Consider the following 12063-nt stretch of genomic DNA (forward strand, 5'->3'; position numbering starts at 1 on the left):
GGACGCGCGGCGGGCGCGTTGCCCTGCTGCGCGGGCGCGGGGGCGGCCGTCGTCGTGGTGGGCTGCGCCTTCGTCGGGATCGCCGGGAGCGGGATCTCGGTGGGCAGCGCCACGCCCGGCGGAACGGGCAATCCCGGCGGCACCGGGATCGAGGTCGGCAGCGGCAGCATCTGCAGATCCGACAGGCGCAGATCCGGCAGATCGAGGCCGGTCAGGTCACGCAGCGGGACCGTGATGTCGGGGACCGAGGTCAGCGCGACCTCCGCCAGCTGGGTCGGGACCGCCGCGACCTGCGATTCGTTGGTGCTGCGGTAGTCGGTCGAATCGCTCAGCGCGAACGCGCCGACGGGTGCGGCGACGGCGAGCGTTGTGACCACCGGGAGCACGTAGGAACGTTTCGGCTTTCGATATCGCACGTGCCTTCTCCAATCAGGGTCGAGCTCGTAGACCTTGGTGGCATCGAGGCCATCACCGGCAAGTGATGCTTGCTTCCTCTTGTCTCACACACCACACTAGTTAACATACGTCACACATCTAAACCTCAACTTGAGGATTATGTGATTGCTCGAATGTAGCCTTCGGAACCCGCTCGGCCACGACGACATGCCGACGCGAGCTCCGCCGGTCGAATCGCGACACCGTGGGAGCGCAGTATGAGAGCGGACACCAAGATCAACCGCAGTACCCGCCGCGGCACCAGGCGCCGCGCCGTGCCGATGATCAAGACCGCCCCGCTGCCGTTGCTGGTCGGTGGCACCGCGCTGGCGCTGACCGGCGCGTTCGGGCTGTGGCAGATCCTGCCGGGCCAGGTCGCCCCGACCGTGGGCGCGGGCCACGGGCGCGGGATGAGCCAGGTCGGCGCGTTCGACAGCGCCAGGGAGGGCTGGTCCGCCGAGGAGATCCTCGGTCACTACTACCCGGGCGCCGAGCTCGGGCAGGTCGGGCCGACCACGATCGGTGTCCGGCTGCAGGCCCAGGACGACGCCACCCTCGACACCTTCGCCGCCGCGGGCGCGCAGGTCGCGGGCCGGATGATCGGCCCGGGCGAGGCCGCCCACCTCACCCCATTGCCCGACGGCGGCGCGAACGTCGTGGTGACCACGGGCTGCGACGGCGAAGTGCTGTGGCAGACCGCGACCGACGATCCGTTCGTCTACCCGCTGGATCCGGGGCCGGGCAGACCCGCCGCCGAACACCTGACGTTGTGCGGCGGCACCGCCTATCGCGGCGCGCTCGGGGTCGCGCTGGAAGGCGGCGCGTACCGGACCGTCAACCAGGTCGACCTCGACGACTACCTCGCCGGCCTGTTACCCGCCGAGATGCAGGCGAACTGGGCCGATCAGGGCGCGTTCGAAGCGCTGCGCGCACAGGCGATCGCGGCCCGTTCCTACGCGCTCGCCGAGAACCGCTACGACTACGCGCAGACCTGCGACACCACCGACTGCCAGGTGTATCCCGGCACCGTGAAAGAGGACGCCCGCACCACCGAGGCCGTCGCGGCGACCGCGGGCACCGTGCTGCTGCGCGACGGACTGATCCTGCGCTCGGAGTACTCCGCCGCGCCCGACGGCGGCCGCCCGGCCGATATCGAGACCTTCGCCGTGGGCCCCGCGCCCGGCGACCTGGTCGAAACCGCGCCCGCGCCGACGGCGCCCACCGCCCCGACCCGCCCCGATCCGACCATCGAGGCGCTCGCGGGCGAGACCGCGATCGACACCGAGTACCGGCGGATCGGCGGTCCGGACAGCACCATCGGGGCGCCGATCGGGCCGGAGATGATGTTGCCGCAGCGGGCAGGCACGTATCGGCTGTACACCAACGGTGTGATCGTGGCGACCAAGACGCTCGGCGCCCAGGTCGTCGACTTCTCGACGCTGTTGCAGCTGGTGCCGGAGGTGGGCGATCAGCTGCCGCCGTCGGCGTCGGGTCAGCCGAAGGTGACGACGCCGGAGGGCACGGCGCCCGGCGGTGTCGCGCCGGGGACTCAGGCGTCCGTACCGGCACAGGCCGCCGCGGGTGGTGACCAGGTCGGACCTGTGCACGGTCCGGTGAATCCCGCTGCCACGCCACACGCACCCGCGAATCCTGTTGCCGCGCCGCGTGGTTCGGTGGATCCCGCTACCGGTCAGCAAGTTCCCGCAGCCGGGCCGCGGAACCCGGCACCCGTGCCCCACGGCCCGGCTACCGCGCCGGGAATCCACGACGGCGAGTAGCGGCCCGGGACGGTCGAGACCGCGTCGATCCGGCGGACGGCCAGGTGCGCCTGGGCTCGGCGAACCGGGCTGCCGGGGCGCGTCGCCGATCCGGCCATGACCGCCGGGTGTTCCACGACAGCGGGTAGCGGCCGGGGTCAGTCGAGGGTGGTGTCGTCCAGGCCGATGGCCAGGGTGCGCAGGAGCCCGGCGAGCTGTTCGCGGTCCTCGGTGCCCAGCGCCGCGAGCAGGCGTTGCTCGTTGTCCATGTGCAGGGGCAGGAGGCGGTCGACCAGTTCCCTGCCCTCGTCGGTGAGCTGGACGAAGACCGAGCGCCGGTCGTCGGCCGAGGGCACCCGGCGGACCAGGTTCTTGGCCGCCATGCGGTCGATGCGGTTGGTGATCGCGCCGGAGGTGACCATCGCAGCCCGGTTCAGCGAGCCCGCGGTCAGGCCGGTGTCGCCGCCGGAGCGGCGCAGCGTGGCGAGCACGTCGAACTCCCAGAATTCCAGTCCGTGACCGGCGAAGAAGCGTTTGAGGTCCTGCTCGAGGACGCGCGAGAGCCGGGTGATCCGGCCGACGATCGCCATCGGTGACACGTCGACATCGGGTCGTTCGACCCCCCAGTGCTCGGTGATCAGATCGACGGCGTCCCGCATGCGTATCCCTCTCTATTGAAAATCTTAACGTTCATCTACTTGACGATGAGGCATCCCGCCGGGTAGATATTTCAATGTTGAGATTATCAATCAGGAGTGAACATGACGACGGCTACTCGCCCGACCGGCTACGCGGGCACCCTCGCGCTCACCGCTCTCACCCCGATCGTCTGGGGTTCCACCTACGCCGTCACCACCGAGTTCCTGCCCCCGGACCGGCCGCTGTTCACCGCGCTGACGCGCGCCCTGCCCGCCGGTCTGGCCCTGCTCGCACTGACCAGGGTGCTGCCGCACGGCAGGTGGCTCGGTCGCGCCGCGGTGCTCGGCGTTCTCAATATCGGCGCGTTCTTCCCGCTGCTGTTCCTGGCGGCCTACCGGCTTCCGGGCGGCGTGGCCGGGGTACTCGGCGCGGTGGCGCCGATGTTCGCGCTCGGCTTCGCCGCGGTCCTGCTGTCGGAGGCGCCGGCGCGGCGCAAGGTGATCGCCGGGCTGATCGGCGTCGCCGGGGTGTCGCTGGTCGTGCTGCGCGGCGATGCCGAGCTGGACACGATCGGTGTCGTCGCCGGGCTGGCCGGTGCGGCGTCGATGTCGGCGGGCACCGTGCTGACCAAGAAGTGGGGACGTCCCGAGGGCGTCGGTCCGCTCGCGATGACCGGCTGGCAGCTGACCGCGGGCGGCCTGTTCATCCTGCCGCTCGCCGTGCTGATCGAAGGCGCGCCGCCCGCGATGGACGCGCAGGCCGTCGGCGGCTACCTGTACCTCGGCGTCATCGGCACGGCGCTCGCCTACTGGCTGTGGTTCCGGGGGATCTCGCGGGTACCCGCGACGTCGGTGGCCTTCCTCGGTCTGCTGAGCCCGATGTCGGCCGCGGTGATCGGCTGGCTCGCCCTCGGGCAGGCGCTGACTCCGCTGCAGGTCCTGGGCCTGGCGATCGCGCTCGGCGGCACCGTGCTCGGCCAGATTCCGCCGAAGGTCGCGCCGGCGACGGTGGCCGAGCCGGTGCCCGCGCGGGCGACCATCACCAAGATCGCCGTTCTGCCTGCGCCGGAGAAGGTTTCGGTCGCCCGCTGAACCCGGGGCGCACGGTCGGCCGCGCATCGCCTGCATCAACTGGTCCTCGGCGAGGGCCGGGACCGGCAGGGGGTGCGCGGCTTTCGCGCGCAGGCCGCCGAGGTCGACGGCGCCGGGGTTGGCTGCTGGCGATCGGCGCGCTGATCGAGCACAGCGCCGTCCAGCGGGAGATCGACGCGCATCCCGAACTGATCCCGGACGGCCTGGTGCTGCCCCGGATCGGCAACGCCGAACTCGGCGCGCGGTACCGGCGGATGTACACCGAGCGCGACGTCGTCGAGGTCGAGATCGGGTTCCGACTTTCGGGGTTGACCTTGACGTAGCGTCAACTTGCAGACTGGGAACACCGACGAGAAAGGGGCAGGTCATGGCGGGTGAATGGGCCATCCAGGACCTCGCGAAAGCCGCGGGCACCACCAGCCGCACGCTGCGCCACTACGGCCAGCTCGGGCTGCTGGAACCGAGCCGGATCGGCGCCAACGGCTACCGCTACTACGACCAGAGCTCCCTGATCCGCCTGCAGCGCATCCTGCTGCTGCGCGAACTCGGCCTCGGCCTTCCGGTGATCGCCGAGGTACTCGCCGGGGAACAGGACACCGCGGGCGCACTGCGGACCCACCTGGAACTGCTTCGGCAGCAACAGGATCGGATCGCGCGCCAGATCGAATCGGTGTCGACCACGTTGCGCAAGACCGAAAGAGGTGAACCACTCATGGCCGCAGAGGTTTTCGACGGCTTCGACCACACCCAGTACAAGGACGAGGTCACCGAACGGTGGGGCAAGGAGGCCTACGAGAGCGGCGACCGCTGGTGGCGCTCACTGAGCGATGCCGAGAAGAAGTCGTTCCAGCAGACCCAGCTCGACATCGCCGCCGACTTCGGCAAGGCCCACGCCGCGGGCCTGCCGGTGGCGGGCGAGACCGTCCAGGCGATCGTCGCCAGGCACCGCGCCTGGCTCGGCGACGGCACCCAGGGCCGCCCGGTGACCGACGAATACCTGCTCAACCTGGGCGAGATGTACGTCGCCGACCCGCGGTTCCGGCAGAACTACGACGTGCACGGCGACGGCACCGCGGAGTACATCCGTGAGGCCTTCCGCGCCTACGTCGCGGGCCGAAACGCCTGATCGCGGTTTATCCGGCCCCGCACCGGGAACTAGAGGACAGCCGCGTCCGGACGCCACCCGCCCGGCCGCGGCTTTCGGCGTCGTAGGCTGCCCGGTGCCGGTGCGGTCGCGAAGGGAAGCGATGAACAATCACCATGGCCCGCAGGGGTTTCCGCCGCCATCGGGCAGATGCCGCGACCGCATCCGGGCCGGTCACCCCGACTCGTGGCGGTACGCACCGGTCTCGGCGCTCTCTCCGGCGGGTCGCGCGGGCTCCCCGCAGCGCTGGGTGGACCACGCGAACCACGCCGGATCGGGCGTTTCGCCGTATAACTGACGGCGACGACGACAACGTGCAGGGGACAGTGGTGGATCAGGTGGAGCCCGAGCGGCCTTCTCGCGCGGTGACCGCGCTGGTGGCGGGGTGGCTCGGGGTGCTGGTCGGGGGTGCCGGGATCATCGTGGGCACGGCGACGGCGCTGGTGCGGGCATTCGGGCGCGAGATCGAGCTCGATTACGCGGGTGCGGGGATCGTCGGCGGGCTCGGGGTGCTGTATCTGCTGGGGGCGGTGCTGCTGTTGCGGCGGCGGATGCTCGGCAGGCGGATTCTGGTGGCCATCACGGGCGCGATGAGCGGAGCGACGTTGCTGGTCGTCGTACTCAACGGCGCCGGGCACGGGCTGCGGTTCGGGCCGCTGGACTGGTGGCTCGCGCTCAACGTGGTGATCCTGGTGCTCAGCGTGATCGAGCCGACGCGGCGCTGGACCATCACGCGGTAACGCGGCAGGGGATAGGTTTTGATCATGGTCGTGCGGGAAACGAAGTCGACAGTCGGTGAGGTGGCGGTGATCGTCGCCGTGTGCTGCGCCGGCGTGGCCGCCGTGGCGAATCTGCTCGGGGCCCTGATCCTGGTGCGCGCCTTCCTGGACGCGCCGCAACGGCTCGACGACTCGCTGACGCTGTTCACCACTCTCGGCGCCCTGGTGGCGGCCTTCGCGTTCGGCTACGGGGGCATGCTGCTGGCCCGCCGCGACGAGACCGGCCGGTGGGTGCTGATCGTCGCGGGCGTCGCGCAGATCGGGCTCGGTGCGCTGGGTCTGCTGGCCACCCTGGTGAATTACGACTCCGAGTACGGCATCCACTGGTTCGCCGAGGAGTCGGTCGTTCGTTCGATTCCGATCGGGTTCGGTGGGGTACCCGGTGCCGTGACGGCGATCGTGAACCACAGCTGGGCGGCCGCGCTGGCGGCCGTCGCGCTGGGCGCGCTGGTGCTGGTGCCCGCGGTGCTGCCGTGGACGGCGGCCTACGCTCGGACCGAGCGGGCGGTCGGTTCGGCCGTATAGTTTCGGCAGGTCAGCGGCGCTACGCCGCGCTCGTTTTCGGAGGGGGACACCATGGGATACCCGTATGGTCCGCAGCAGGGCCACGACCCGTACGCGGGTGGTTACGCGCAACCCGGCTACGCGGCCGATCCCTACGCGCAGCAGGGCTACGCCGCGCAGCCGTACGGGTACGGGCAGCAGCCCTATGCCGCGCCCAGCTACGAATACGGTTACGGCGCACCGGCTTACGGTGCCCCGCAGCGGGCGGGCGGCGGCACCGGTATCACCGCGGCCCTGCTCTCCCTGCTGATCTCGCTGGTCGCGCTGATCGGCCTCGGCGTGATCGCGGCCGCCGAGCTGAGCACCGAATCCAGCCGCAGCGACGACGCCCGCGCAGGCACGATCGCCGGCCTCGCGATCGCCGCGGTCCCGGCCCTGCTGTGGCTGCTCGGCTCGATCCTGCTGTTCCGCCGCAAGACCGCCGGCCGGGTCATCCTGATCATCCTGTCCACGATCGGCCTGCTGATCAGCGCGATCTCGGTCGCGGTCTCGGCCAGCGAAGGAGCCCCGCCGGGCCTGGTCGCCGGCAGTGTCGTCGCCACCTGCGTCCCACTGCTGATCCTCGTCTGCGCTTCCGCCCCGTCCACGGGCCGCTGGATCCGCGCGGCTCGTCAGCCCGCGTACCCTCCCTACCCGTATTACTGACGCGCGCCCAGGGGGAACACGCATGAGCCATCCGTCCGGCCACGGTCCGAACGAAGTTGTCGCCCAGCAGTTTTCGCCGCTCTCGGCACCGGCGGTGCTGTCCGGCCCTGATCACCGCGCTTCCGGCGCGGGGAACGGGGAGTGGTGGCTCTCGCCTCGGGCCGACCCGTACTCCGTGCCACAGGCGGTCCAGCCGTGGCAGGACGCGGGCCGGGTTCGCCAGGGGGTGGCACCGGTCCCGCGCCTCGAGCGCCGCCGTCGTCCCGACGCTTCGGGGGTGCCGCTGCACCGGACGATGGGCACGCTGGCGCTACTCCTCGCCGTCCTGTCGGCGATCGCCGCGATCAACGGATTCCTGTGGGCGGCGGCGCCCCATGCCGGGTCCGGGACGAGTGAGCAGATCTCGAGCGAGGCCGGCGGCAACCTGGTCTTCGTACTGCTCTGGGGGATCGGTGGCTTGCTGCTCGCCCAGCAGATCGGGTACAGCCGGGCACTCGTCTTCGCGCTCGCGGCGATCTACCTGTCGCAGTACGCCGAGGGGATGGACGTACTGACAGCCGACGGGAACCAGCTCGAACCGTGGATCGCCTGGAGCGGGTTGCTCCTCGCCCTACCCCTGACCGCCCTCCTGCCGATCTCGGCGGCGGCGACCTGGACACGACGGCGGAAGGGGGATGCCCATGAATCGGCCACCCGGTCCTGACCCGAATGGCAGTGCGATGCGGCCGGTCGCGGGACCCGCACCGGAGACCGCGATGTACGACGCGGGCGGACCCGCGCCGCTCGACCAGTACCCCGGCTACGCGAGTCCATCACGGCAGGGCTTCGGCGTCGCACCCGAATTACCGCCTCCCGGACTGCCGGTCGGACATGGGCAGGAGGGTGGGGAGTGGTGGCGGACGCCGGGGACGTACCCGCCGCCGGTCACCGGATACGGGCAACCGGGTGTGGACGGGAGGCGTCAGGGAGTTCCGGTCGCCCGGACGCCCGGAAGGACGGCACGGACGCCGCTGCTGGATCGGGCCATCGTCGCCTACGCCGCAGTGCTGGCCGGGTATGCGGTGACGGCGTCGGTCATCGGAGTCAAGGCGAACCCGCTGTTTCCCGGCAGCGAGTGGATGAGTCACCGGATTCTCGCCGTGACCGCGGTGCACGTCGCCGTGGCGCTGCTGTGGGTGGTCGCGGCGGTGCTCTTCGGAAGGCGGGTGAAGGCGGGCCGGGCGCTGGTCGGCGTGCTCGCGGTCGGATATCTCGGGATGAACGCCATCGGGCTCTACACCAGCTGGCGAGGCATAGGCATTCCGCTGGCGGTGTTCACGGGGTCGGTGGACTATGTCTGCCTCGCTACGGACTGGTACGGCTGCCCGCCCTATGGTGAGAACGCGGGGTTGCGGTTCACCGGGACCGGGGCCGTGCTGTCGGGACTCATGGTGATCCTGCTGTTGGTCTCGGCGATCAGGACGCGCCGCCGCAGCGCCTCGCCCCAGCTCCCCGTCGGCGGATATCCCGTCCCCGTCCCGCCACCGGGATATCCCGCCCGGTAGGCCGGTGGCATCACCCCAGCTCAGGGGCAGGTCGGTGACTCCGCCGGGACAATCCGGCGTCTTCCGATACGCTGGGCACCCGTGACCGTCGCATCGTCCCCGGGTAACTCCGATAATTCTGCTTACGACCTGATCGTGGTCGGCTCCGGCTTCTTCGGCCTGACCGTCGCCGAGCGCGCCGCGAACCTGCTGGGCAAGCGGGTGCTGGTGATCGACCGCCGCTACCACCTCGGTGGCAACGCCTACTCCGAGCCGGAGCCCGAAACCGGCATCGAGATCCACAAGTACGGCGCGCATCTGTTCCACACCTCGAACAAGAAGGTGTGGGACTACGTCACCCAGTTCACCGAGTTCACCGGGTACCAGCACCGCGTGTTCGCGCTGCACAAGGGGCAGGCCTACCAGTTCCCGATGGGACTCGGCCTGATCTCGCAGTTCTTCGGCCGGTACTTCACCCCCGAGGAGGCCAAGGCGCTGATCGCCGAGCAGGCCGCCGAGGTGCAGACCGCCGACGCGCAGAACCTCGAGGAGAAGGCGATCTCGCTGATCGGCCGTCCGCTCTACGAGGCGTTCGTGCGCGACTACACCGCCAAGCAGTGGCAGACCGACCCGAAGGAACTGCCCGCGGGCAACATCACCCGCCTGCCGGTGCGCTACACCTTCGACAACCGCTACTTCAACGACACCTACGAGGGCCTGCCCAAGGAGGGGTACACGAAGTGGCTGGAGAACATGGCCGCCTCCGAGCTCATCGACGTGCGGCTCAACACCGACTGGTTCGACGTGCGTGACGAACTGGTCGCGGCCAGCCCGGACGCGCCGATCGTCTACACCGGCCCGCTGGATCACTACTTCGACTACTCCGAAGGCGAGCTGGGCTGGCGCACGATCGACTTCGAGACCGAAGTCCTCGAGATCGGCGACTTCCAGGGCACCTCGGTGATGAACTACAACGACGCCGACGCGCCGTACACCCGCATCATCGAGCCGCGCCACTTCCACCCCGAGCGCGACTACCCGACCGACAAGACGGTCATCATGCGCGAGTTCTCCCGCTTCGCGCAGACCGGCGACGAGCCGTACTACCCGATCAACACTCCCGAGGACCGCGCCAAGCTGCTGGCCTACCGCGAGCTCGCCAAGAAGGAGACCGCCGAGAAGAAGGTGCTCTTCGGCGGCCGTCTCGGCACCTACCAGTACCTGGACATGCACATGGCGATCGGTTCGGCGCTGAGCATGTTCGAGAACGTGCTGCGTCCGCACCTGGAGTCCGGCGCGGCACTGGTGGACCCGGCGTGAGCGAGCCTTGGCGAGTGAACCACAAGCACAGCGCGGCACCGCGCACGACGGAACCGAGCGCCGGCGAGGTGGAGTCGTGAGCGGTCAGCGCCCGGAGGAGGCGGCCCGCGTAACAACGCAGGGCGCCCGAGCACGCCAGAAAGGACGCAGTGTGAGCGCGCAGCCGGTGCTCGACGACGTGACCACCGAGACGCGAGCCAAGGCGCTGCTACAGCGGATCATCCTGCCGCGCCCGGGCGAGCCACTCGACGTGCGGACCCTCTACCTGGAGGAATCCACCACCAACGCGCGCCGCGCGCACGCCACCAGCCGGACCGCGCTCTCGATCGGCGCCGAGTCCGAGGTGTCGTTCTGCACCTACTTCAACGCGCTGCCCGCCAGCTACTGGCGGCGCTGGAGCGTGCTGAACTCGGTGGTGCTGCGGCTGGAGCTGGCCGGGCACGGCCGCGTCGACGTGTACCGCTCCAAGGCCGACGGCTCGCGCATCCACGTGCAGGGCAAGGAGTTCGCCGTCGCGCAGGGCGCGGATTCGGTGTTCGTGGAGTTCGAGACCGATCTGGGCCCGTTCGAGGACGGCGGCTGGATCTGGTTCGACATCACCACCGACACGGCGGTGACGCTGCTGGCCGGCGGCTGGTACGCCCCGCAGGAGGCGCCGGGCACCGGCACCATCGCGGTCGGCATGCCCACCTTCAACCGGCCCACCGACCTGGTCAAGACGCTGGCCGCGCTGGGCTCGGACCCGCTGGTGCTCGGCAATGTCACCGCGGTGATCGTGGCCGACCAGGGCAACCGCAAGGTCGTCGACGAGCCCGGCTTCACCGAGGCCGCCGCGACCCTCGGTGACCGGCTGAGCATCCACGACCAGCCCAACCTGGGCGGGTCCGGCGGCTACAGCCGCGTCATGTACGAGGCGCTCGCGACCGACGCCGAGTTCATCGTCTACATGGACGACGACATCGAGATCGAGCCCGACTCGATCCTGCGCGCGCTGGCGTTCTCCCGGTTCGCCAAGTCGCCGCTGCTGGTCGGCGGGCAGATGCTGAACCTGCAGGAGCGTTCGCACCTGCACAGCATGGGCGAGGTCGTCGATCGCGGGATCTTCATGTGGTCCTCGGCGCCGAACGTCGAGTACGACCACGACTTCTCGAAGTACCCGCTCAAGGATCGCGACAACTCCAAGCTGCTGCACCGGCGCATCGACGTCGACTTCAACGGCTGGTGGACCTGCGTGATCCCGCGGCAGGTGGCCGAGCAGATCGGTCAGCCGCTGCCGCTGTTCCTGAAGTGGGACGACGTCGAATACGGCCTGCGCGCCCGCGAGGCCGGCTACCCGACGATCACCCTGCCGGGTGCGGCCGTATGGCACATGGCCTGGTCGGACAAGGACGACGCGATCGACTGGCAGGCGTACTTCCACCTGCGCAACCGCCTCGTGGTCGCCTCGCTGCACCTGCCCGGCGACGGCAAGCCGATGATCGTGAACACGGTCAAGGCCACTCTCAAGCACCTGCTGTGCCTGGAGTACTCGACGGTCGCCATCCAGAACGAGGCGATCCGCGACTTCTTGGCCGGCCCGGAGGGTCTGTTCGACCTGCTGCCGAGCGCGCTGGGCAAGATCCACGCGATGCGCAAGGAGTACCCGGACGCCGTGGTGCTGCCCTCCTCGACCGAATTGCCGTTGGCCAACCGGCACGGCGTCGGCGCGACCGGCGAGCCGGGCAACCCGATCGCCAAGGTCGCGCGCCTGGCCAAGGGCGTGGTGCACAACTTCCGCAAGGCCGACCCGGCCGCGCACGAGACCCCGCAGCTGAACGTGCCGACGCTGGACGCGCGCTGGTTCCTGCTCTCGCAGGTCGACGGCGTCACCGTGACGACCGCCGACGGCCGCGGCGTCGTCTACCGCAAGCGCGACCCGCGCAAGGCCGCCGAGCTGCTCAAGGAAGCCCTGCGCCTGCGTAAAGAGCTCACCGCTCGCTTCCCGGAGATGCAGCAGCGCTACCGGGCCGCGCACGCCGAGCTGACCAGTACGGCGGCGTGGGAGAAGGTCTTCGGACTCGAAGGCGGCCGCGACGACAACAGCCTGAATGGAACCGCGAAGTGAACGCGATCAACCCGGAACTGCCCGACCTGGAACTGGCCGAAGAGGGCTGCGGCGGCGAGTGC

Annotated in this window: 11 protein-coding genes and 1 pseudogene; 10 read left to right on the forward strand and 2 right to left on the reverse strand. The window is 70.1% G+C overall.

The features are described 5' to 3' along the window. A pseudogene (locus V8688_RS02780) lies at window positions 1-377 on the reverse strand (hypothetical protein); the annotation flags it as partial. 276 nt (window positions 378-653) lie between these two features. Here V8688_RS02780 and V8688_RS02785 point away from each other — a divergent pair. Beyond that, window positions 654-2213, forward strand: coding sequence for a SpoIID/LytB domain-containing protein (locus V8688_RS02785; protein WP_218721216.1), 1560 nt, complete (start codon window positions 654-656; stop codon window positions 2211-2213). Between the two features lie 137 nt (window positions 2214-2350). Here the strand turns inward: V8688_RS02785 and V8688_RS02790 are convergent, their stop codons facing one another. After that, window positions 2351-2851 (reverse strand): MarR family transcriptional regulator, encoded by a 501-nt coding sequence (locus V8688_RS02790; RefSeq protein ID WP_316573142.1) that lies wholly within the window; start codon window positions 2849-2851, stop codon window positions 2351-2353. Between the two features lie 102 nt (window positions 2852-2953). On the opposite strand from V8688_RS02790, the gene V8688_RS02795 reads away from it, so the two are divergent. From V8688_RS02795 to V8688_RS02835, 9 genes are all read left to right on the forward strand, one after another. Beyond that, on the forward strand, window positions 2954-3922 hold the full coding sequence (locus V8688_RS02795; protein WP_342800089.1) for an EamA family transporter: 969 nt from the start codon (window positions 2954-2956) through the stop codon (window positions 3920-3922). A 367-nt stretch (window positions 3923-4289) separates the two neighbouring features. Next, entirely contained in the window at window positions 4290-5048 is a 759-nt protein-coding gene (locus V8688_RS02800) for a TipAS antibiotic-recognition domain-containing protein (protein ID WP_218721218.1), read from the forward strand. 332 nt (window positions 5049-5380) lie between these two features. Next, window positions 5381-5806, forward strand: a complete 426-nt coding sequence (locus tag V8688_RS02805) for a hypothetical protein (RefSeq protein WP_316573144.1) — start codon at window positions 5381-5383, stop codon at window positions 5804-5806. Between the two features lie 24 nt (window positions 5807-5830). Next, window positions 5831-6370 carry a hypothetical protein gene (locus V8688_RS02810; protein WP_218721220.1) on the forward strand — a complete coding sequence of 180 codons (540 nt, stop codon included), beginning with the start codon at window positions 5831-5833 and terminating at the stop codon, window positions 6368-6370. A gap of 51 nt (window positions 6371-6421) precedes the next feature. Further along, window positions 6422-7054 carry a hypothetical protein gene (locus tag V8688_RS02815; RefSeq protein ID WP_218721221.1) on the forward strand — a complete coding sequence of 211 codons (633 nt, stop codon included), beginning with the start codon at window positions 6422-6424 and terminating at the stop codon, window positions 7052-7054. A 22-nt stretch (window positions 7055-7076) separates the two neighbouring features. Next, window positions 7077-7757, forward strand: a complete 681-nt coding sequence (locus V8688_RS02820; protein WP_342800090.1) for a hypothetical protein — start codon at window positions 7077-7079, stop codon at window positions 7755-7757. Between the two features lie 16 nt (window positions 7758-7773). Next, window positions 7774-8598, forward strand: coding sequence for a hypothetical protein (locus tag V8688_RS02825; RefSeq protein ID WP_342800091.1), 825 nt, complete (start codon window positions 7774-7776; stop codon window positions 8596-8598). Window positions 8599-8679: 81 nt separating this feature from the next. Beyond that, on the forward strand, window positions 8680-9897 hold the full coding sequence (gene glf / locus V8688_RS02830) for a UDP-galactopyranose mutase (RefSeq protein WP_218721223.1): 1218 nt from the start codon (window positions 8680-8682) through the stop codon (window positions 9895-9897). A gap of 151 nt (window positions 9898-10048) precedes the next feature. Further along, window positions 10049-12001, forward strand: coding sequence for a glycosyltransferase (locus tag V8688_RS02835; RefSeq protein ID WP_218721224.1), 1953 nt, complete (start codon window positions 10049-10051; stop codon window positions 11999-12001). Window positions 12002-12063: the final 62 nt, after the last annotated feature.

The organism is Nocardia sp. No.11, assembly GCF_038752175.1.
Classification (GTDB): domain Bacteria; phylum Actinomycetota; class Actinomycetes; order Mycobacteriales; family Mycobacteriaceae; genus Nocardia; species Nocardia canadensis.

Bases quoted from the DNA above. Each gene is read 5' to 3' on its own strand.
- V8688_RS02820 (WP_342800090.1), top strand. From the start codon at position 7,077: ATGAGCCATCCGTCCGGCCACGGTCCGAACGAAGTTGTCGCCCAGCAG.
- V8688_RS02790 (WP_316573142.1), bottom strand. From the start codon at position 2,851: ATGCGGGACGCCGTCGATCTGATCACCGAGCACTGGGGGGTCGAACGA.
- V8688_RS02795 (WP_342800089.1), top strand. From the start codon at position 2,954: ATGACGACGGCTACTCGCCCGACCGGCTACGCGGGCACCCTCGCGCTC.
- V8688_RS02800 (WP_218721218.1), top strand. From the start codon at position 4,290: ATGGCGGGTGAATGGGCCATCCAGGACCTCGCGAAAGCCGCGGGCACC.
- V8688_RS02785 (WP_218721216.1), top strand. From the start codon at position 654: ATGAGAGCGGACACCAAGATCAACCGCAGTACCCGCCGCGGCACCAGG.
- V8688_RS02810 (WP_218721220.1), top strand. From the start codon at position 5,831: ATGGTCGTGCGGGAAACGAAGTCGACAGTCGGTGAGGTGGCGGTGATC.
- V8688_RS02815 (WP_218721221.1), top strand. From the start codon at position 6,422: ATGGGATACCCGTATGGTCCGCAGCAGGGCCACGACCCGTACGCGGGT.
- V8688_RS02825 (WP_342800091.1), top strand. From the start codon at position 7,774: ATGCGGCCGGTCGCGGGACCCGCACCGGAGACCGCGATGTACGACGCG.